Origin of the sequence: Citrobacter sp. wls710 (genome assembly GCF_005281115.1) — a bacterium.
Taxonomy (GTDB): domain Bacteria; phylum Pseudomonadota; class Gammaproteobacteria; order Enterobacterales; family Enterobacteriaceae; genus Citrobacter; species Citrobacter werkmanii.
Map to the genome: position 1 here is coordinate 108,359 of NZ_SZXD01000039.1, position 20,524 is coordinate 128,882.

Sequence of the window (20,524 nt, forward strand, 5' to 3'; positions counted from 1 at the left end):
TCATTTATCTGCCGACAGTCGTAACAGGCGCTCCCATTCGTCACAAATGTACTGTCTGGCATCGATTATTTTAATCACACGGGATGCATCACGATTAACACAATACTGTGCGTCTTTCAGCGGTGAAAGGAGATCCCCGGGCTTAACCCGTTCGGAAGATTGCGCCTCAGCAAGCATCTTAAGCGAACCACCGCTATCGCAAAGTACGATATAGAGCCTCCCTGCTTTCTTGTGACAGCAAGACTTCTTCACATGCCATTCCATAGCGCACCTTTTGTTAATGAATTTCACATCAGGTTACACTTTAGCTGATAAACAAAACGACAATAGCGACGGAATGGCAAAAATGAGAAATGTAATTAATATTTTCTTAATGTTAATGATGAAGCACTTACCCAATCCGCCAACGCGCGACGAGAGATTTTAATCCCTCCGGCTTTCAGTTCAGGTGGCAACGTCAGCCAACATACCGGTTGCTGAAAACGGGCCAGCTTATCTTTAACCCACTCTGCAAGATTGGCGTCGCCAGCGTTGGTGTCATACTCAACGACCGCCACCGGACGATGACCAAACTCTTTATCTTCTAACGGGACAATAAAGGCCTGCAGAACCTGCGGATGCGCTGCAATCACGCGTTCCACTTCTTCTGGCTGTATGCCTTCCCCACCGCTAAAAAACAGATTGTCCATGCGACCGATAATGGTTAACTTGCCGTCCTTTAACACCCCACGATCGCGGGTAGCAAACCACCCTTCCGCGTTCACTAAAGGAATAAGCTGTCCGTTACGCCAGTAACCTTGCGCCATGCTGGCCGCACGCAGCCAGACTTCGTCATCCACGATTCTGACTTCTCTGCCCGCTAAGGCTGAACCGACATCAGCCAGACCATCCGCCTCTTTCGCACAAACGGTGGAAGCGAATTCCGTCAGTCCATAACCGCACCAGCAGCGAATCCCCTGATCGCGCGCCTGCTCCGTCAACTCAACAGGAATAGCTGCGCCGCCCAGCAGCACCGCTTTGAGCGTGACCGGCGTTTTATTGACCAACAAGCGCCACAACTGTGTGGGGACCAACGAGGCATGGGTGCAGCCGACCAGCATTTGCTCCAGCGGCTGCTTGTCGCGCACGGTCATTCGCGCCCCGGCAAACAACCAGCGCCATAAAATACCCTGGCCGGAAACATGAAACAGCGGCAATGAAAGCAGCCAGTCATCTTCAGCGCCAAACGGCATTAATGACAGCACGCCCTGCGCGCTTGCCAGATGTGCCTGACAGGTGTGAACCGCCGCTTTCGGCAATCCGGTGGAACCTGAGGTTAACGTCATTGTGCTCAAGCGCTGAGGCGACCACGCGGCGGCATGTGCGCCTGGCAGCGCCTGCATCTGCAACGGTTCCAGCCCGGGAAACGCGTTAGCGGCCTCCAGATCCAGGGCAAAACGTAGCGTTAAGTCCGGGACCAGCACATCAAGCAGCGATTGAGGCAACTGCGGGTTCACAGGTAAAACCCGCGCCCCACATTGCAGCAATGCCAGCCAGGTCAGTAAAGAACGCGGATGATTCCATGCGCGGAGCAGGACGCCATCGCCCTCTTTCACGCCCTGAGCGGCAAAGCCGCTGGCCAGATGATCGACGCGGGTACAGAGCTCACTCCAGCTTAATACTTCATCGTTGAGGCGCAGCGCTGGCGCCTGCGCACGAACCTGCCGCCAGTCGCGCCAGGGCCAGTCAGTGCCCGCTAAGCTTGCGCTAGCGGGCGTTTCCCATGAAGTCATAGCAGGCGTTCCAGCGCATCAACGGCAATACACGGCAACGCGCTACCCGGCCAGGTGCGTACCTGCTGGCACTGCATCAGACTCAGCGTGTCCAGACCCGGAATGGTCTGCGGCGTCAGCCAGGCGGCAATTCTCGCCAGTTGGGTTAAACCAAGACTCGACTCAATAGATGAACTGATAACGGCGGTGAGACCAAGCGCATGCGCCGCCGCAACCTGTTCACGCACTTTGTCGAGACTACCGGTCAGAGTAGGTTTGATAACCACAGCCTTGACGCCCTCTTCGGCTTCAAAGGTGAAATCCGCTTCGCGCAGACTTTCGTCCCAGGCGATAGCGATGCCGGTTTCACGTGCGAATGCGCGTGAGTCATCGCGCGTTTTACATGGTTCTTCAAGGAAGGCAATGCGTCCGCGATACTCTGGATTGACGTATTTCGCGAACTGTTGGGCTTTCAACGGCGTCCAGGCGCGGTTGGCGTCGAGTCGCAGATGCAGCTCCGGAATCGCCTCGAGCAGCAGATTGGCTACCATTCCGTCACGAACCGCTTCATACAGCCCAACCTTGATCTTGGCAACTTTTTCGCCCGGCATATCCGCCAGTTGCAGCACCAAATCGTCAGGATCGCCCGTACACAGAGGCGCAGCACGATAGTCTGCTGCCTCCGGCAGAGCGTCAGCCAGTTCGGCCAGCGCACAGCTTGCGCCAAAAGCGACAGAAGGCAGCCGTGGTAAAGAATCATCCCCTTGCAGCCAGCCTTGCACCCAGGACAGCAGCTCGGTTTGCGCCTCTTCCCAGCTTTCCTGACTGAAGCCCGGCAGCGGGGAGATCTCTCCCCACCCTTCATGCTCGCCGTCACGCAGACAAACATACAACCCGTCACGCGTTTTTAACCGCCTGTCGCGCAGAATCACCCCCGCGTCCATGGGGATCTGCCAGCGGTATACCTGCGCGCTACGCATTACGGATTCCGTTTGAATTTGCTGAAATCAGGCTGACGTTTCTGGTTAAAGGCGTTACGACCTTCCTGACCTTCTTCCGTCATGTAGAACAGCATGGTGGCGTTACCGGCCAGTTCTTGTAGACCTGCCTGCCCATCGCAGTCGGCGTTCAGTGCCGCTTTCAGGCAACGCAGCGCCATCGGGCTGTTTTGCAGCATCTCACGGCACCAGCGTACGGTCTCTTTCTCCAGATCCGCCAGCGGAACCACGGTGTTGACCAGGCCCATGTCCAGCGCCTGCTGCGCATCGTACTGACGGCACAGGAACCAGATTTCACGCGCTTTTTTCTGACCCACGATACGGGCCATGTAAGAGGCACCCCAACCACCGTCGAAGGAACCCACTTTCGGGCCGGTCTGACCAAAGATGGCGTTTTCCGCCGCAATGGTCAGGTCACACATCATGTGCAGCACGTGGCCGCCGCCGATGGAGTACCCTGCTACCATCGCCACGACCGGTTTCGGACAGGTACGAATCTGACGCTGGAAGTCCAGCACGTTCAGGTGATGCACACCGGAGTCATCCTGGTATCCGCCGTAATCGCCACGCACTTTCTGATCGCCGCCTGAGCAAAACGCTTTGTCACCCGCACCGGTCAGAATGATCACACCGATGTTGTCGTCATAGCGGGCATCCGCCAGCGCCTGGATCATCTCTTTTACGGTAACAGGACGGAAAGCATTGCGTACCTGTGGACGATTAATGGTGATTTTGGCGATACCGTCGGTGGATTTCTCGTAGAGAATGTCGGTATAGCCTGCAGAGCAATCGTGCCATTCTACCGGTGCGTAAAGCATTGTTTCATCAGGATAGATCATAAAGTGTCCTATAGTCAGCGACGTAGAATCTGAGCCAGACAGTCCACCACGCCAGCGGGATTGTCCCGATGCGCGTTGTGTCCGGCATTACGAATCACATGGTTTGGTACTGACATTTCCGTCGCCAGCGCGCGGAATTTATCGTCACGTTCACCACATAAATAATAAAACGGAAATGTGCGCGCAGTGAGTTGCGCACGTAAATCAGGTTGTACGGCAAGCGAGGTGGCCTCCAGCATCGCCGCCAGCGTATGCCCGTTATTCTGGCTACGCAGATCGACCAGCGCCTCTCTTTGCGCCGCATTCAGCGAGGAAAATACCGGCTGTTGATACCAGTCATAAAATACCTCACGCAGAGGCTCTGCGCGAAAACGCGCGGCCCAGCGGCCATCTGAAAGACGACGTTGAACGCGCGCCTCCTCGCTTTGCAAGCCAGGATGGCCACCTTCTACGACCAGACCGCAAAGTCCGGGCATCTCCTGACAGGCCGCCATCATCGCGACTCTGCCGCCAAGAGAGTATCCCACCAGCCAGTAGCTAGGTATGTTGTAACTAAGCAAGGTGTTACGCAATAACGCACAAACATCATTGAACCCGCTCACCTTGATCTCGGCGGAACCGCCGTGTCCCGGCAGGTCGATATATAGCCGTGAATAATCCTGAAACGCTTCGCCGACCGTGTGCCATTCCCGACAGTCGCCGGAGAACCCGTGCAGGAAAACCAGCCAGGGTGATCCACTCTGGCTAACGGTCGCCTGGGCGTGCAGGATCATAGATGGCTTACCTGCGCCAGCAGTTGCTGCAGGGTTTGCGCCCCGTCAGTTTCGTTCACCACCAGCTCAATAACCGTTGCCGCAGGAGTACGCCAGGCATTTGTCAACGCGTTCTCCAGTTGCTCCCAGTTTTCTGGGCGCTGATATTTAAGGTTAAACATGGCTGCGGCATGCTCAAAGTGCACGTTCTGCGGCATCAGATAGAACCGTTCACGTTCACTTGCCGGCGTCGGTAGCAGGGAAAATATCTGCCCACCGTTATTATTGACCACTATCAGGACAAACGGCGCGGAAACCTGACGCAATAACGCCAGCGCATTGAGATCATACAGTGCAGATAAATCGCCGACGATAGCCAACGTTGATTTTGCGCTGGCGCGCTGTACGCCCGCCGCCGTTGACAGCAGACCGTCAATGCCGCTCGCGCCACGGTTGCTATAGACCGGGAAACCAGCCGGAAGCTGCGACAGTGCATCAATCAGGCGCACCACCAGACTGTTACCCACGAACAGTTGCCCTTGTTCGGGCAGATATTCGTGAATACGATGGGCTAATTGAGCTTCACCAAACACGTTGCGACGGGCTTCCACCGCCTGCCATGCCAGTTGCGCCAGGCGCGGGATTTCCACGCACCAGGGTTGGCGTTTTTCCGCCGGATGCAGATCCAGCCAGTCACCAACCTTCGCCACCAGCCTGCGTCCACGATGATGCGCCGGATCGAGGCGACCTTCGATATTATCGACAATCCAGTATTCCTGCGGATCGCAACTGGCCTGCCATTGCAGGAGTCGTTTTCCGGTCAGGCTACTGCCAAGCTGCACCACTATCTGCGCCTGCTGTAACTCAGTCACCGCCTTCGCATTCCCCAACCACAGGTCAGCACACGGCAGGGGTTGTCCGGTTTGCGACAACACATCGCCAATCAGCGGCCAGCCAAGCATCTGCGCCCATTGCGCAACTTTCTTGCCCTCTTCCGCGCTCATACGGCCTGCAATGACTACGCCGCGCTTTTGTCGCCAGAAAAACCAGTCACGTTGTTTGTCGCTTTCCAGCCGACGCGCTTCACGTAGCCAGGGTTTATCATCCTGCCACCAGTCGCCGAGGCGCTGCTGCCAGGCGATCCCCGTTTCGTCCATGTCGCCATACAGCGGTTCGGCAAACGGACAATTAATATGAACCGCTCCGCTATGCAGCGCGGCCAGGGCATTATCAATGGTGGACACCAGCCAGCTTGCCGGAATGTCCTGAGTTGGACGCGGTAAGGAGAGCGTTTGCGACGGATGAGAAGCAAACATGCCGGCCTGACGAATCGCCTGATTAGCGCCACAGTCGATAAGTTCTGGCGGTCGGTCAGCCGTGAGTAAAATCAGTTTTTCACCGGTCAGGCCCGCTTCAATCAATGCGGGATACAGGTTCGCCACCGCCGTACCGGACGTGACAATCACGGCGACAGGCTGGCGACTCACTTTTGCCAGACCTAAGGCCAGATGCCCAAGACCACGCTCATCAAAATGGGTATGGTGGATGAAAGCAGGATTTTCCGCGGCTGCCAGCGTCAACGGTGTAGAACGAGAGCCAGGGGCAATGCAGATATGCCTGACGCCGTGGCGAGTGAGTGCTTCCAGTATGACCGCCGCCCAGCGTCGGTTAAATGCGCTTACTGACATGAGATTGTCCGGTATCAATATTGCGACACAGTATAAAGAATCGAATAAATGGATTTTTGATATGAGTCGGTAATATACAACTCATTACCCTTCCATCTGTAATAAAGTGCGCAGTCCTGCCGCTTTATTGTCTATTTCTTGCCATTCTTGCTCAGGATCTGAACCACGTACAATCCCCGCGCCGGCATACAGGCGGACCACGTTGGCGTTAATTTTCGCCGAACGCAATGATACGCAGAATTCACTTTGGCGCAGAGAAAGATAACCCGCAGAGCCGGCATACCACTCGCGTTCAAAGGGTTCATTTTGCTGGATGAATTCGCGCGCCAGCTCACGCGGAATGCCTGCAACGGCCGCCGTAGGCTGGAGTTGCATCAGGCAAAGCGTATCGTCGGCCTGATTCAGTTCCGTCCAGATACAACGGCGTAGATGCTGCACCTTACGCAGTCTGAGCACCTGCGGGGGGAGCACATCAAGGGTTTGCGTACAGCCTTGCAGCCGCTGGCAAATATCTTCGACCACCAGCATATTCTCGCGCTGGTTTTTATCATCTTTCATCAACCAGTCGCCTAACTGCCAGGCGCGATGATCCTCAGCGTGGTTGGCAACGGTTCCGGCCAGCGCTTCGGTGCGCAGCGCCGTATCACGCCGCCGATACAAACGTTCAGGGGAAGAACCAAGAAAAGCGGAGTCGGCAGAGAATGCCATAAAGAAATGGTAGCAGTTGAGGTTCAGGCGACGGCTGGAAGCCATCACCGCAGCGGCATTCACCGACTGTGAAAACTGTAAATCTGTCGCTCGCGCCAGCACAACTTTGTCGAGTTCTTCGCCATTGATGGTGTGCGTGGCAAGTTTTATCAGGTCTGTCCAGCCGGCCTTATCTGGCCAGTGTTGTTCTCCCGTCAAACTCAAACGCAACGCGGGCAACGGCTTAACGTTGGCCAGCGTGGAAATAAATTCGACCGCGCGTACGGCGTCTTCACGCAGCGAAACATCGCTGTACAGGTGTAGCCGTAAGCTTGCCACCCCGGCGCAGCGTCGCCATTCCAGTCGCGGTAACAACAAATTGCCGTGCCGGGGCTCGAACGCATTAAGGCCCCAGATACGCAGGTCAGGTTGGTTGTCGTGCTGACGTAAAAACTGTTGAGCGGATGCCAGCGAGGAAAACGTGGCAACGGCACCCAGCACAGCGGCTTCTTCGTCGCCGTTACGCTGCTGCCAGTAAAACTGGGGCCAGACGGGTTGACTGGCCAGCCATCCTAAAGCGTCAAACGCATCGTTCAGAGGGAAAGGTATGTCGTAAATACGAATTCCAGGTGCTGCCGGTATCTCTTGCGACAAATGACGCATCAGACCTTCCAGCGCAGTAGTGATTGATTGCACGCGGACCTCTCCCTGTTAAAAACCTCTTATTATACGGGGTACTGAACAGAAAAAGCAGTACCCCCAGTTAGGGAGTACGAACAAATGCGCTGACGGAGCGGAATTTATCGCCGTGCTAACAACAATCCCATCACTAAACCGACCGTGGCGCCAACGCCGATTCCACGCCAGGGTTTTTCATGCACATAGTCATCTGCACGGCAAACGGCCTTTTTCGCGCGGAAATAATAATTGTCAGAGGCATGGCTGACGCGATTTCTCACCTCTTCTAACGCCCGCTCTGCCCGCGCTTTTAACTCAAGATATTTTTGATCGGCCGGATCGCCGGAAGAACGCAGCACCTCTTCCAGCGTTTCGCTCAAGAGCTCCAGATCATCATCGATACGTGATTCATAAGATTGAAAAGACATTGTATTCTCCCTTTCTATTGACGTATCCGCTAACTATAGACAACCTGGACCGTTTGCGCCTGTTTATGCCTGATGTGCTTCTCGCGCCATCCCGATGTGCGGAATCCCGTCTTCGTCATAAATATCCGTCACCGGTATAAAACCAAAGCGCGCATAAAACGATTGCAGATGCGCCTGCGCCCCCAGATACAGCGCCTTGTGCGGCCAGTGTTGCGCACAGGATGCCAGCGTCTGGGTCATCAGCTGTTGCCCAAGTTTTGCGCCGCGTAGCGCTTCGCTGACAATCACCCGGCCAATGACCACCGGCTCCAGATCGTCATCGCTTTTCAGAATCCTCGCATACGCCACCAACTCATCATTGTGCCAGCCCAGAATGTGCCGATTTTCTCCAACCAGATCGTCGCCATCCACATCCTGATATGGACACTGTTGTTCAACAACAAACACCGCGCAGCGAAGCTGAAGAATGGCATACAGTTCTTGTGTACTCAGCTTTGCATGGTGGAGATCTTGCCAGTGAATCATTGTCTGCCCCTTTGTTGTGATAACCTGAACACCCTGCCTTATTGATGGCGAAAAGTGTAACGCAAAGATGGAATTACTATTTTTAGGCACGTCAGCGGGAGTTCCTACCCGCTCACGCAATGTAACGGCAATTTTACTCAATCTGCAACACCCGACTCAGCCGGGGCTGTGGCTTTTTGATTGCGGCGAAGGAACACAGCATCAGATGCTCGCCACGCCGTTCAATCCGGGAAAACTCGACCGTATTTTTATCAGCCACCTGCATGGCGACCACCTGTTTGGTTTACCTGGTCTGCTATGCAGTCGTTCGATGGCCGGGAACGTGAAGCCACTGACGCTTTACGGACCAAAAGGATTACGGGAATTTACCGAAACCGCATTGCGTCTGAGCGGTTCATGGACTGATTATCCTCTGGATATTGTGGAAATCACCGCAGGTGAAATCGTGGATGACGGCCTGCGTAAGGTAACGGCATATCCACTAGAACATCCGCTGGAATGCTATGGTTTTCGCATTGAAGAGCACGACAAACCCGGTGCACTTGACGCCAGTGCTCTGAAGGCGGCTGGTGTTAAATCCGGCCCGTGGTTTCAGGATTTGAAAGCCGGGAAAACCATCGTACTGGAAGATGGTCGCGCGATTAACGGTGCCGACTTTCTTGCCCCGGCCACCAGGGGAAAATCGGTGGCTATTTTCGGCGATACAGGCCCGTGCGCAAGCGCCCTCGAACTGGCAAAAGGTGTGGATGTGATGGTGCATGAAACTACGCTGGACTCGTCAATGGAGGAGAAGGCCAATAGTCGTGGACACAGCTCAACCCGACAAGCCGCGCTTCTGGCGCTTAAAGCAGGTGTCGGACGCTTGATCATGACCCACGTTAGCTCACGCTACGATGAAAAAGGCTGTCAGCGATTACTCGAAGAGTGCAGAACGCTGTTCCCGGCAACAGAACTGGCTCACGATTTCGCCATTTTCACCGTTTAATGCTCTATTTTTTCGCCTCAGTGCCGATAACAGTGAAAAGGCTGGCTTTCACACTGAGGACAGGATGAACAATTTCCAGAAAGATATTGATGACAGGACCAACCTAACCCTGTCTAACCGTTTTGAACTGCTACTGTTTCGCCTCGGCAAATCTGTTGAGGAGCAGAAATCAGAGCTGTTTGGCATCAACGTATTTAAACTACGTGAAATCGTGCCGATGCCGACGTTTACGCGTCCGGCGGGAATGAAAGCTCCGCTGTTAGGTATGGTAAACATTCGCGATCAAGTGATTCCGGTGATTGACCTGCCGGCGGTGGCGGGCTGTAAACCCGAGACCGGACTCAACATCCTGCTCATTACAGAATACGCCCGCAGCGTACAGGCGTTTGCGGTGGAATCAGTGGAAAACATTATGCGTCTGGACTGGCAACAGGTGCATACCGCCGAGAAAGCCGTCAACGGCCGCTACATCACCAGTATCGCCTGCCTGGATGACGATAAAGAGACCAACAACCTGGCGCTTGTGCTCGACGTTGAGCAAATCCTTTACGACATCGTACCGTCCAATCACGATTTACGCGCGACAGACCTGAAAACCAGTAAATTCAACATCACGCCGGGTGCGGTGGCGATTGTAGCAGAAGATTCGAAAGTCGCTCGCGCGATGCTGGAGAAAGGGCTTAATGCCATGGAAATCCCGCATCAGATGCATGTGACAGGTAAGGATGCATGGGAAAAAATCCAGCAGCTTTCCGCAGAAGCGCAGGCGGAAGGCAAGCCAATCACCGAGAAGATAGCCCTGGTGCTCACCGACCTGGAAATGCCGGAGATGGACGGTTTTACGCTTACCCGTAAGATCAAGACCGACGAACGCCTGAAGAAAATCCCGGTCGTTATCCACTCCTCGCTTTCCGGTAGTGCCAATGAAGATCACGTTCGCCGGGTTAAAGCTGATGGCTACGTGGCAAAATTTGAGGTCAATGAACTCTCTTCTGTCATTCAGGAAGTCATGGAGCGCGCAGCGAAAGACATTAGCGGTCCGCTGGTGAGCAGGCAGCTATTAAACTGACCGTATTTCACGCATAAAAAAACCCGCCAAGGCGGGTTTTTTTCGTTTTAGCGGGTCGCTTACATCAGCGGCGTCGCTAACTGCACAATGCTGATCAGCGGTTGCGGATAGATACCCAATACCAGCACCAAAAGAGCAGAAATCAGCACCACGATCCCGCCCGCGCTGTACTGCCAGTTAGACGGCGCATCGCGGTTCAGCTGTTGCGGCGCGCTCAGGTACAGGCTCACGGCAACACGCAGATAGTAGTACAAACCAATTGCGGAACCGACCACCACGGCAGCAACCAGCCACCAAAGGTTAGCCTGCACACCGACTGCCAGCACGTAGAACTTACCGATAAAGCCCAGCGTCATCGGGATACCCGCCAGAGACAGCATCATTACCGTCATCACTGCCGCGAGGATCGGACGATGCCAGAACAGACCACGGTAGGAGAACAGAGAATCGGCATCCGGGCCGCGGTACGGGCTGGACATCAGGCTGACCACACCGAACGCGCCGAGGCTGCTGAACAGATAACCGGCCAGGTAAACGCCAACCGCTTCCATCGACATTTCGCCACTCTGCAGGGCAATCAACGCCACCAACAGATAGCCGAGGTGAGAGATGGAGGAGTAACCGAGCAGACGCTTGATGTTGGTCTGGCTCAGCGCCATCAGGTTACCGAAGATGATGGAGGCAAAGGCAATCACACCCAGCACGGTACGTACCGCTTCGCTGTCGCCAACCGGTGCGTACAGGAACAGACGCATCACTACGCCGAAGATAGCGATTTTGCTCGCCGTCGCCAGGAAGGTGGAAACCGGAGCCGGAGCGCCCTGGTATACGTCTGGCGTCCACAGGTGGAACGGAACCAGCGAGAGTTTAAAGCCGAGGCCAACAATCATCAGACCGAAGCCCGCCAGCAGCAGCGGTTCGTGCAGCATGCCGTCGCCAAGACTCTTACCGAGCGCAACAAACGACAGGTTGCCAGACTGCGCGTACACCAGCGCCATACCGAACAGCAGGAAGGAAGACGCTGCGGCAGACAGAATGGTGTATTTGATACTGGCTTCCAGCGAACGTTTCTGACGGAACGCATAGCCAACCAGACCAAACAGAGGCAGAGAAATCAGTTCGATACCGAGGAACAGTGCCGCCAGATGGTTAGCATTTGCCAGCAGAATACCGCCAAGCGCGGCAATCAACACCAGCAGGTAAAACTCTTCCCGGTTGTCGTCGTAGCCTTCCAGCCACGGGTAAGCAAAGGTACAGGTGGCAAGACTCGCCAGCAGCACCAGCCCGGTGTAGAGCATGGCGAAACCGTCAACCCGCATCAGCGGGGTGACGTCCATGGCGCCCGCCTGGCCAACAAACCAGAGCGAAACCAGCGCGGCGTTAAGCCCAATGACCGACAGCGTGGCATTGAGGAAGTGATTGCGTCGCCACGCAATGGAGAGCATCACAACCACCACCGTCAAGCCGACGATCAGCAGCGGTAGCAGCGCAATCAGGTGTTGTGGAGTTATTGTCATGGCGATTTACGGCCTTGTAGTAGTAACGGAATTAACAAACCACTGCTGGATGTTGCTCATCGCAGAATGCGAGGTATCCAGAATCGGCTGCGGATAGAAGCCAAGCAGTACCAGAAGCACGACCAGCAACAGGATGATAAACAGCTCACGCAGCGACATCCCTGGCAGTTCTACGCTGGCAATCTGGCTCTTCGCCTTACCAAAGTAAGCGCGATGCAGCATCGCCAGCGAGTATACAGAGGCAAACACCAGACCAAAGGTCGAGATCACGGTAATGACCGGAACCACCTGGTAGCTGCCGAACAGAATCATAAATTCGCCAACGAAGTTACCTGTACCCGGCATACCCAGCGTACATACTGCGAAGAACATGGACAGCGCAGGCAACCATTTCATTTTGCCCCACAGACCACCCATCATACGCATGTCACGCGTGTGCAGACGTTCGTACAGCTGACCACACAGGATGAACAGACCGGCTGCGGACAGACCGTGCGCGATCATCTGGATAACCGCGCCCTGGTAAGCCAGTTGGCTGCCGGTATAAATAGCAATCAGCACGAAGCCCATGTGGGATACGGAGGTGTAGGCAATCAGACGTTTGATGTCGTACTGATTAAAGGCCATCCACGCGCCGTAGAAGATACCGATTACGCCAAGCCACATGGCGATAGGCGCAAACTCCGCCGACGCGTTCGGGAACAGCGGCAGAGAGAAACGCAGCAGACCGTAGGCTGCGGTTTTCAGCAGGATCCCCGCCAGGTCAACGGAACCCGCGGTCGGTGCCTGGGAGTGCGCATCCGGCAACCAGCCGTGCAGCGGAACCACCGGCATTTTCACCGCGAAGGCGATGAAGAAGCCGAGCATCAGCAGATATTCCACGCCGTGGGACATCGGGGTATTCAGCAGATCTTCATAATTGAAGGTCCACACGCCGGTCGCTTTATAGTGCACAAACACCAGCGCCAGGATGGCAATCAACATCACCAGACCACTCGCCTGGGTGTAAATGAAGAACTTGGTTGCCGCCGTGATACGCGTTTTACCGTCAGAAGCTTTATGCCCCCACAGCGCGATCAGGAAGTACATCGGCACCAGCATCATTTCCCAGAAGAAGAAGAACAGGAACATGTCGATGGCCAGGAACACGCCGATCACGCCGCCTAAGATCCACATCAGGTTCAGGTGGAAGAAGCCCTGGTATTTTTCGATTTCATTCCAGGAGCAAAGGACCGCCAGAACGCCGAGCAGACCGGTCAGCACTACCATTAGCAGCGACAAGCCGTCGATTGCTAAATGGATAGAGATGCCAAAACGTGGGATCCACGGCAGGACAAACTCAGACTGCCACTGCGGAATACCCGCGGATTGCGTCAGTGAATAGCCGCCCTGCAACCACAGTTGCAGGCCAAGCGCCAGCGTCAGTCCCATGGTAATCAGCGCGATCCAACGCGGCACCTTCACGCCAAAGCGTTCGGTCTGCCAGCACAGGAAGCCACCGATAAAGGGAATCAATATTAGCCAGGGTAGTAACATGGCGATTTTTATTCCTTTTTAAGGCCTCTGACAGAGGCCTGATTTTCAACGAATTTGGATAAAATTCACTTTACGATCAACGCAGTACCATCAACAGTGCCAGCACAACGACAGCGCCAATGCTCATTGATGCCACATACCAGCGCAGATAACCGTTCTCGCTTAACAGCAGGCCTTTACCTGCAAAGCGGGAAAGGACAGCCGGAATGTTCATCATTGAGTTCAGCGGGTCGCGCTTCAGCAGCCAGGCAATGCCCAGGAACGGCTTAACGAACACTTTGTCATACAGCCAGTCGAAGCCCCAGGCGTTATACCACCAGGTACCCAGCAGGCGGCCCGGCGCACTGTTGGCAATCGACGTAACAAGCGTACGTTTACCCAGCCACAGCCACGCTGCGATCAGGATGCCCGCAATCGCTACGATGCCGGAGGTAATTTCCAGCGTCATGACGCGACCATGCTCAAGTTCGGTCGTTGCAGGCAATACTCCCTGCAGCGGCGGCACAATCAGCGCGCCAACAAAGGTAGACAGGATCATCAGCACAATCAGCGGCAGATGATGGGTAATCCCCTTCCCGGCGTGAGCGTGAATTTGTTCTTTACCGTGGAACACGATGAAAATCATACGGAAGGTGTACAGCGAGGTCATAAACGCACCGACCAGACCTGCAACCATCAGATTAATATGACCGTTCGCCATCGCACCGGCCAGAATCTCATCCTTACTGAAGAAGCCCGCGGTAATCAGCGGCAGAGCCGACAGCGCCGCGCCACCAATCAGGAAGCAGACATACACCAGCGGAATCGACTTACGCAGGCCGCCCATCTTGAAGATGTTCTGTTCGTGGTGGCAAGCCAGGATAACCGAGCCGGATGCCAGGAAGAGCAGCGCTTTAAAGAAGGCGTGCGTCATCAGGTGGAAAATTGCCGCATCCCATGCCTGAACGCCGAGCGCCAGGAACATGTAGCCAATCTGGCTCATGGTGGAGTAAGCGAGAACGCGTTTGATGTCGGTCTGTACCAGCGCGGCAAAACCCGCCAGCACCAGCGTGATCGCACCGATAATCCCCACCAGATGCAGGATTTCCGGGGTCATCAGGAACAGACCATGGGTACGTGCAATCAGGTAGACACCAGCGGTAACCATCGTCGCGGCGTGGATCAGCGCGGAGACAGGCGTCGGGCCGGCCATCGCGTCAGCAAGCCAGGTCTGCAACGGCAGCTGCGCGGATTTACCCACCGCACCACCCAGCAGCATCAGGGTTGCCCACATCAGCATGTTATTACCCGCTTCAAAGTGCGCAGGCGCCAGTTCGACCATTTCGCGGAAGTTCAGCGTGCCCAGCTCGTTGTAGAGGATGAACAGCGCGAAGGCGAGGAACACATCACCGACACGGGTCACCACGAAGGCTTTCATTGCCGCAGCGCCATTCTTCGGATCGGTGTAATAGAAACCGATCAGAAGATAGGAGCACAGGCCCACGCCTTCCCAACCGAGGTACATCAGCAGCAGGTTATCCGCCAGTACCAGAACCACCATGCTGGCGATAAACAGGTTGGTGTAAGCGAAGAAACGAGAGTAGCCCTCTTCCCCACGCATATACCAGGAGGCGAACATATGGATCAGGAAACCGACGCCGGTCACCACGCTGAGCATAGTCAGCGACAGGCCGTCCAGCACCAGGTTGAAGCCGATGTTGAAGTCACCGACAGACATCCACGTCCACAGCGGCTGACTGTAGGCTTGTTGACCATTAGCAAAGAAGTCAACGCCAACAAACGCCGTCACCAGCGCAGCCAGGCCAATAGAGCCAACGCCCACGGTAGCGGACAGATTTTCTGACCAACGACCGCGAGAGAACGCCAGTAATACAAAGCCAATAAATGGCAGAATAATGGTTAAGGCAAGCATGTTCATCCACGCATCTCACTTACTGAATCGATGTTCAGGTTCTGGCGACGGCGATGAAGTTGCAGCAACAGTGCAAGTCCAATGCTCGCTTCCGCAGCCGCAAGGCTGATGGCGAGAATGTACATCACCTGACCATCGGTCTGGCCCCAGTAGCTTCCGGCGACCACAAAGGCCAACGCGGAGGCGTTAATCATGATTTCCAGCCCAATCAGCATAAACAGCAGATTGCGGCGGATAACCAGACCTGTTAAGCCCAGCACGAATAAGACAGCCGCGAGGATCAGTCCATGTTGTAAGGGGATCATGCGTGCTCCTCCGTTTTTCTTTTCGCACGGTCATCGGTGCGATTGCTCAGCACTTCACCTGAACGCTCTTCGCGACCAACGTGGAAGGCCACAACCAGGCCCGCCAGCAGCAGCATCGAAGCCAGTTCGACCGCCAGTACATACGGTCCGAACAGGGAAATACCGACCGCTTTCGCGCTAATTGGCGTACCGTCGATGCCCTGATCGTTAACGCCAAGAATGGCGTACACAATCACGACCAGCATGATGGCCGACAGAATCGCCGGACCAATCCACACCTGCGGTTTCAGCCACTGGCGTTCCTGTTCGATTTCAGAGCCACCGAGGTTGAGCATCATGACCACGAACACGAACAGCACCATGATGGCACCCGCGTAGACGATAATTTCCAGCGCACCGGCGAAATAAGCGCCTAACGAGAAGAACACCCCAGAAATCGCCAGCAGCGAAATAATCAGATACAGCAGCGCGTGTACCGGATTGGTGTGGGTGATCACCCGCAAGGTTGCGAGAATGGCTATCAGGCCACAGATATAAAAAGCGAACTCCATTGCCCCTCTCCTTACGGTAACAGGCTCTTGACGTCGATAGGCTTAGCTTCGTTCTCTGCTTCGCCCTTATCTTTGCCGTCGATTGCCATACCTGCCATCCGGTAGAAGTTATATTCCGGGTATTTGCCCGGACCGGAGATCAGCAGATCCTCTTTCTCGTAAACCAGGTCCTGGCGCTTGTACTCACCCAGCTCGAAATCTGGAGTCAGCTGAATAGCCGTTGTCGGACAGGCTTCTTCGCACAGGCCGCAGAAAATGCAGCGTGAGAAGTTAATGCGGAAAAACTCCGGATACCAGCGGCCGTCTTTGGTCTCTGCTTTTTGCAGAGAGATACAGCCTACCGGACATGCTACCGCGCACAGGTTACAGGCAACGCAGCGCTCTTCACCGTCCGGGTCGCGGGTCAGAACGATACGACCACGAAAACGGGGCGGGAGATAGACCGGCTCTTCCGGGTACATCTGCGTTTCACGTTTCGCGAACGCATGCAGGCCGATCATCCAGATACTGCGTACCTGGGTGCCGAAACCTACGAACAATTCTTTTAAGGTCATGGTCTTTGTGTCCCTTATTGCGCCTGCCACAGAATGACAGCCGCCGTTACCAACAAGTTGACGAGCGTCAGCGGCAGACAGACTTTCCAGCCGAAGGACATTACCTGGTCATAACGAGGACGCGGTAACGACGCACGAATCAAAATGAACATCATCATGAAGAACGCGGTTTTCAGCGCGAACCAGACGAATGGCGGTAAGAACGGGCCATGCCAGCCACCGAAGAACAAGGTAACCATCAGTGCAGAAATGGTGACGATACCGATGTACTCGCCCACGAAGAACAGACCGAATTTCATGCCGGAATATTCAATGTGGTAACCGTCGGCCAGTTCCTGCTCGGCTTCTGGCTGGTCAAACGGGTGACGGTGACATACCGCCACGCCCGCGATGGCAAAGGTGACAAAACCAAAGAACTGCGGAATAACGTTCCAGATATCAGCCTGGTTATTGACGATGTCGGTCATATTGAATGAACCGGCTTGCGCCACCACGCCCATCAGGGACAGCCCAAGGAACACTTCATAGCTCAGCGTCTGCGCAGAAGCACGCATCGCACCAAGCAGGGAGTATTTGTTGTTACTGGACCAGCCAGCGAACAGCACCGCGTATACCGCGAGGCCCGCCATCATCAGGAAGAACAGGATGCCGATGTTCAGGTCAGCAACCACCCAGTTTGGACTCACCGGCACGATGGCGAAAGCCAGCAGCAGTGACGTAAAGGCGATCATCGGTGCCAGGGTAAAGATGACGCGATCCGAGAATTTCGGGATCCAGTCTTCTTTAAAGAACATCTTGATCATGTCCGCAACCAGCTGGAGCGAACCGCCCCAGCCAACACGGTTCGGTCCGTAACGGTTCTGGAACAGACCCAGCAGACGACGTTCGCCAAAGCTCATGAATGCCCCGCAGGTGACCACCACCAGCAGAATCACCACCGCTTTGAGAATGCTCAGCAGGATCTCAATCAGATCGGGTGTAATCCAACTCATTGTTGTGCCTCCTGCAGATCTTCAAGACGCGCGCCTGCCAGAACCGGCGCGATGCCAGGCATACCCATCGGTAAACCAACCTGCCCTGCCGTTAATCCTTCAGCGATTTCAACCGGCAGCGTGACCGTATTGCCATCGTAGCTGAAAGAAACACGGGTACCGGCATTAACACCCAACTTCGCGGCGTCTGCCGGGTTAAGTTTGATGTACGGCTGTGGCATACGGGTCTGGAAGACCGGCGCACGCTGAGACAATTCGTCACTACCAAACAGATGGTAGTACGGCGCGATACGCCACTGACCATCCTGAGCCTCGAAGCTCGCCGGAACGGTAGTGAAGTAATCCATACCATCCGCAGAAGCTTCGATCAGACGCACGCCCGGATCGCCATGACGCAGTTTACCGCCCACTTCATCCTGGAACTTGTTCCACGCCTGTGGGGAGTTCCAGCCCGGAGCCCAGGCAAACGGAATTTGTGAACGCGGCGCAGACGGTTGGTTGTTCCCTTCCATCGAGAAGGCGAACATGGTGTCTTTATCCTGCGGCTGACGTGGTTCATGGACGCTAATGTTAGCGCGCATCGCGGTACGACCGCTGTAGCGGTGCGGCTCACGCGCCAGTTTCTGTCCACGGATACGGAAGCTTGCATCCGGCGCGGCATCTTTAATACCAGCCAGTTGCGGCAACTTCTCAACAACCGCGTCGATAACGTGGTCGAGTTGCGTCCAGTCCACTTCCCGGCTCTGCACGGTGCTGTGCAGCGAGTGCAGCCAGCGCCAGCTTTCCAGCATCACGGTGTTGCTGTCATAGTAGGACGGGTCATAGACCTGGAAGAAGCGCTGCGCGCGGCCTTCGTTGTTAATCACCGTCCCATCGCTTTCGGCAAAGCTCGCGGCGGAAAGCACCAGATGGGCGTTCTCCATAATTGCCGTACGCTGATGGTCAACAACCAGTACCAACGGCGCTTTCGCCAGCGCGGCATTAACGCGCGTTGCTGAAGCATGGCGATGCAGGTCATTTTCCAGCACCACAACGGCGTCAGCACGACCTGTTTCCAGCTCGGTCAGCGCATCGTCAAGGGAACCACCGCCAATCATACCCAGGCCCATGCTGTTAACAGAGCGCGCAATCATGGTGATGCCGACGTCAGCGCCACGACCTTTCAGCGCCTTCGCCACGTTGGCAGCAGCCTGAATCACTTCGGCGCTACCGGCGTTGGTGCCAGAAATAATCAGTGGTTTCTTCGCTCCGGCTAATGCCTGAACGATCACGTCAATTTTGTTCTGCAGGTCACGATCGATACCGTCAACCGCCGGGGCGTTGTTGTCCAGCGCATGAGCGATAGCGAAGCCTAAACGCGCCTGATCTTCTACCGGTGCGCGGTAGGTCCATGCAGCGATATCATCCAGACGGGTGTTATCGACGTTAGTTACAAACAGCGGGTGCTTAGCACGCTGGCCGATGTTAAGGATTGCCGCGATCTGCCAGTCAGCCACTTTCTGCGCCGCAGCCATTTCGCGTGCTTTACCTTTCACCGCCTGACGCACTGCCAGCGCAACGCGCGCGCCGGTCTGGGTGACATCTTCGCCCAGCACCAGAACCGCATCGTAAGACTCAATTTCGCGCAGTGCGGGGGTATGAATACCGCCGTCACGCAGAACGCTCAGCGCCAGTTGCAGACGTTCCTGCTCACCCTGGGCGATACCGGTATAGAAGTTATCCGCCCCGACCAGTTCACGCAGTGCGAAGTTGCTTTCAACGCTGGCACGCGGGGAGCCGATACCAATCACTTTCTTCGACTGGCGCAGAATATCTGCCGCGCCCTGCATCGCCTGTTCGGCGTTGAGCGTGATCAGGTCATCGCCACGACGCTGTACCGGCTGACGCGGACGGTCTTTCAGGTTCACGTAACCATAGCCAAAACGACCACGGTCGCAGAGGAAGTAGTGGTTAACGGTACCGTTGTAACGGTTTTCGATACGACGCAGTTCACCATAGCGTTCGCCCGGGCTGGTGTTACAGCCAATGGAACACTGCTGGCAGATGCTCGGCGCAAACTGCATGTCCCACTTACGGTTGTAGCGCTCGGAGTGCGTTTTATCGGTGAACACGCCGGTCGGGCAAATCTCGACCAGGTTACCGGAGAATTCGCTTTCCAGCGTACCGTCTTCCGGGCGACCGAAGTAGACGTTGTCATGCGCGCCATACACGCCCAGATCCGCGCCATCGGCGTAATCTTTGTAGTAACGTACGCAGCGATAGCAGGCGATGCAGCGGTTCATTTCGTGAGAGATGAACGGCCCCAGGTCCTGGTTGCGGTGCGTACGCTTCGTGAAGCGATAGCGACGGAAGCTATGACCGGTCATGACGGTCATATCCTGCAGGTGGCAGTTACCGCCCTCTTCGCAGACCGGACAGTCGTGCGGGTGGTTAGTCATCAACCACTCCACAACGCTTTCGCGGAACTGTTTCGCTTCTTCGTCATCAATAGAAATAAAGGTGCCTTCGGTGGCTGGTGTCATACAAGACATCACCAGGCGACCACGCGTATCTTCCGCGTTTTGATATTGCTTCACCGCACACTGGCGGCAAGCACCGACGCTGCCCAGCGCCGGGTGCCAGCAAAAGTACGGAATATCAAGGCCAAGAGACAGACAAGCTTCCAGCAGGTTGTCCGCTCCGTTGACCTCATATTCTTTGCCGTCTACATGAATCGTAGCCATAGTCAGCATGCTTCCAGTTGGCTTAGTCAGGGAC

Annotated in this window: 19 protein-coding genes; 2 read left to right on the plus strand and 17 right to left on the minus strand. The window is 55.4% G+C overall.

Going from position 1 to position 20,524, the window contains the following annotated elements:
- The 9 genes from pmrD to FDX14_RS18830 form a co-directional block, all read right to left on the minus strand.
- Positions 1-264 carry a signal transduction protein PmrD gene (gene pmrD, locus FDX14_RS18790; protein WP_042307121.1) on the minus strand — a complete coding sequence of 88 codons (264 nt, stop codon included), beginning with the start codon at positions 262-264 and terminating at the stop codon, positions 1-3.
- A gap of 95 nt (positions 265-359) precedes the next feature.
- Positions 360-1,772: an o-succinylbenzoate--CoA ligase gene (gene menE / locus FDX14_RS18795; RefSeq protein WP_042307119.1), complete on the minus strand. Its 1,413-nt coding sequence runs from the start codon at positions 1,770-1,772 to the stop codon at positions 360-362.
- Positions 1,769-2,731, minus strand: a complete 963-nt coding sequence (gene menC, locus FDX14_RS18800; RefSeq protein ID WP_137350048.1) for an o-succinylbenzoate synthase — start codon at positions 2,729-2,731, stop codon at positions 1,769-1,771. Before menC ends, menE begins: the two co-directional genes overlap by 4 nt.
- Positions 2,731-3,588 (minus strand): 1,4-dihydroxy-2-naphthoyl-CoA synthase, encoded by an 858-nt coding sequence (gene menB / locus FDX14_RS18805; protein ID WP_038642278.1) that lies wholly within the window; start codon positions 3,586-3,588, stop codon positions 2,731-2,733. Before menB ends, menC begins: the two co-directional genes overlap by 1 nt.
- A gap of 14 nt (positions 3,589-3,602) precedes the next feature.
- Positions 3,603-4,361 carry a 2-succinyl-6-hydroxy-2,4-cyclohexadiene-1-carboxylate synthase gene (gene menH / locus FDX14_RS18810; RefSeq protein WP_042307114.1) on the minus strand — a complete coding sequence of 253 codons (759 nt, stop codon included), beginning with the start codon at positions 4,359-4,361 and terminating at the stop codon, positions 3,603-3,605.
- Complete coding sequence (gene menD, locus FDX14_RS18815) at positions 4,358-6,028, minus strand: 2-succinyl-5-enolpyruvyl-6-hydroxy-3-cyclohexene-1-carboxylic-acid synthase (RefSeq protein ID WP_042307111.1); 1,671 nt, start codon at positions 6,026-6,028, stop codon at positions 4,358-4,360. Before menD ends, menH begins: the two co-directional genes overlap by 4 nt.
- Before the next feature lie 84 nt (positions 6,029-6,112).
- The gene (gene menF / locus FDX14_RS18820; protein ID WP_042307109.1) at positions 6,113-7,411 is read right to left on the minus strand and encodes an isochorismate synthase MenF; all 1,299 of its coding nucleotides are present in this window, start codon (positions 7,409-7,411) and stop codon (positions 6,113-6,115) included.
- A 104-nt stretch (positions 7,412-7,515) separates the two neighbouring features.
- Positions 7,516-7,821, minus strand: a complete 306-nt coding sequence (gene elaB, locus FDX14_RS18825; protein ID WP_006683669.1) for a stress response protein ElaB — start codon at positions 7,819-7,821, stop codon at positions 7,516-7,518.
- Positions 7,822-7,884: 63 nt separating this feature from the next.
- Positions 7,885-8,346: a GNAT family N-acetyltransferase gene (locus tag FDX14_RS18830; protein WP_042307106.1), complete on the minus strand. Its 462-nt coding sequence runs from the start codon at positions 8,344-8,346 to the stop codon at positions 7,885-7,887.
- 67 nt (positions 8,347-8,413) lie between these two features.
- On the opposite strand from FDX14_RS18830, the gene rbn reads away from it, so the two are divergent.
- Positions 8,414-9,331, plus strand: coding sequence for a ribonuclease BN (gene rbn, locus FDX14_RS18835; RefSeq protein WP_042307104.1), 918 nt, complete (start codon positions 8,414-8,416; stop codon positions 9,329-9,331).
- A 64-nt stretch (positions 9,332-9,395) separates the two neighbouring features.
- The gene (locus FDX14_RS18840; RefSeq protein WP_042307102.1) at positions 9,396-10,400 is read left to right on the plus strand and encodes a chemotaxis protein; all 1,005 of its coding nucleotides are present in this window, start codon (positions 9,396-9,398) and stop codon (positions 10,398-10,400) included.
- A 59-nt stretch (positions 10,401-10,459) separates the two neighbouring features.
- Here FDX14_RS18840 and nuoN read toward each other — a convergent pair whose 3' ends face one another.
- The 8 genes from nuoN to nuoG all read right to left on the minus strand — a co-directional run bounded on the left by nuoN (position 10,460) and on the right by nuoG (position 20,490).
- Positions 10,460-11,917 (minus strand): NADH-quinone oxidoreductase subunit NuoN, encoded by a 1,458-nt coding sequence (gene nuoN / locus FDX14_RS18845; RefSeq protein ID WP_042307100.1) that lies wholly within the window; start codon positions 11,915-11,917, stop codon positions 10,460-10,462.
- Positions 11,918-11,923: 6 nt separating this feature from the next.
- Positions 11,924-13,453 (minus strand): NADH-quinone oxidoreductase subunit M, encoded by a 1,530-nt coding sequence (gene nuoM / locus FDX14_RS18850; RefSeq protein ID WP_061382114.1) that lies wholly within the window; start codon positions 13,451-13,453, stop codon positions 11,924-11,926.
- 76 nt (positions 13,454-13,529) lie between these two features.
- A complete protein-coding gene (gene nuoL, locus FDX14_RS18855; protein WP_042307099.1) occupies positions 13,530-15,371 on the minus strand; it encodes an NADH-quinone oxidoreductase subunit L in 1,842 nt (613 codons plus the stop codon).
- Positions 15,368-15,670 (minus strand): NADH-quinone oxidoreductase subunit NuoK, encoded by a 303-nt coding sequence (gene nuoK / locus FDX14_RS18860; protein WP_006683663.1) that lies wholly within the window; start codon positions 15,668-15,670, stop codon positions 15,368-15,370. Before nuoK ends, nuoL begins: the two co-directional genes overlap by 4 nt.
- A complete protein-coding gene (nuoJ, locus tag FDX14_RS18865; protein ID WP_003028059.1) occupies positions 15,667-16,221 on the minus strand; it encodes an NADH-quinone oxidoreductase subunit J in 555 nt (184 codons plus the stop codon). The genes nuoK and nuoJ overlap by 4 nt, the downstream gene beginning before the upstream one ends.
- A gap of 11 nt (positions 16,222-16,232) precedes the next feature.
- On the minus strand, positions 16,233-16,775 hold the full coding sequence (gene nuoI / locus FDX14_RS18870) for an NADH-quinone oxidoreductase subunit NuoI (protein WP_003028062.1): 543 nt from the start codon (positions 16,773-16,775) through the stop codon (positions 16,233-16,235).
- 14 nt (positions 16,776-16,789) lie between these two features.
- Positions 16,790-17,767 (minus strand): NADH-quinone oxidoreductase subunit NuoH, encoded by a 978-nt coding sequence (gene nuoH / locus FDX14_RS18875; RefSeq protein ID WP_003028063.1) that lies wholly within the window; start codon positions 17,765-17,767, stop codon positions 16,790-16,792.
- Positions 17,764-20,490 carry an NADH-quinone oxidoreductase subunit NuoG gene (gene nuoG, locus FDX14_RS18880; protein ID WP_042307216.1) on the minus strand — a complete coding sequence of 909 codons (2,727 nt, stop codon included), beginning with the start codon at positions 20,488-20,490 and terminating at the stop codon, positions 17,764-17,766. Before nuoG ends, nuoH begins: the two co-directional genes overlap by 4 nt.
- Positions 20,491-20,524: the final 34 nt, after the last annotated feature.

Excerpts from the sequence above, each read along its gene's own strand:
- nuoL (WP_042307099.1), bottom strand. The coding sequence starts at position 15,371 with ATGAACATGCTTGCCTTAACCATTATTCTGCCATTTATTGGCTTTGTA.
- nuoI (WP_003028062.1), bottom strand. The coding sequence starts at position 16,775 with ATGACCTTAAAAGAATTGTTCGTAGGTTTCGGCACCCAGGTACGCAGT.
- nuoG (WP_042307216.1), bottom strand. The coding sequence starts at position 20,490 with ATGGCTACGATTCATGTAGACGGCAAAGAATATGAGGTCAACGGAGCG.
- FDX14_RS18830 (WP_042307106.1), bottom strand. The coding sequence starts at position 8,346 with ATGATTCACTGGCAAGATCTCCACCATGCAAAGCTGAGTACACAAGAA.
- nuoN (WP_042307100.1), bottom strand. The coding sequence starts at position 11,917 with ATGACAATAACTCCACAACACCTGATTGCGCTGCTACCGCTGCTGATC.
- nuoH (WP_003028063.1), bottom strand. The coding sequence starts at position 17,767 with ATGAGTTGGATTACACCCGATCTGATTGAGATCCTGCTGAGCATTCTC.
- menC (WP_137350048.1), bottom strand. The coding sequence starts at position 2,731 with ATGCGTAGCGCGCAGGTATACCGCTGGCAGATCCCCATGGACGCGGGG.
- nuoK (WP_006683663.1), bottom strand. The coding sequence starts at position 15,670 with ATGATCCCCTTACAACATGGACTGATCCTCGCGGCTGTCTTATTCGTG.
- menB (WP_038642278.1), bottom strand. The coding sequence starts at position 3,588 with ATGATCTATCCTGATGAAACAATGCTTTACGCACCGGTAGAATGGCAC.
- pmrD (WP_042307121.1), bottom strand. The coding sequence starts at position 264 with ATGGAATGGCATGTGAAGAAGTCTTGCTGTCACAAGAAAGCAGGGAGG.
- elaB (WP_006683669.1), bottom strand. The coding sequence starts at position 7,821 with ATGTCTTTTCAATCTTATGAATCACGTATCGATGATGATCTGGAGCTC.
- menD (WP_042307111.1), bottom strand. The coding sequence starts at position 6,028 with ATGTCAGTAAGCGCATTTAACCGACGCTGGGCGGCGGTCATACTGGAA.
- FDX14_RS18840 (WP_042307102.1), top strand. The coding sequence starts at position 9,396 with ATGAACAATTTCCAGAAAGATATTGATGACAGGACCAACCTAACCCTG.
- menH (WP_042307114.1), bottom strand. The coding sequence starts at position 4,361 with ATGATCCTGCACGCCCAGGCGACCGTTAGCCAGAGTGGATCACCCTGG.
- nuoJ (WP_003028059.1), bottom strand. The coding sequence starts at position 16,221 with ATGGAGTTCGCTTTTTATATCTGTGGCCTGATAGCCATTCTCGCAACC.
- rbn (WP_042307104.1), top strand. The coding sequence starts at position 8,414 with ATGGAATTACTATTTTTAGGCACGTCAGCGGGAGTTCCTACCCGCTCA.
- menE (WP_042307119.1), bottom strand. The coding sequence starts at position 1,772 with ATGACTTCATGGGAAACGCCCGCTAGCGCAAGCTTAGCGGGCACTGAC.
- nuoM (WP_061382114.1), bottom strand. The coding sequence starts at position 13,453 with ATGTTACTACCCTGGCTAATATTGATTCCCTTTATCGGTGGCTTCCTG.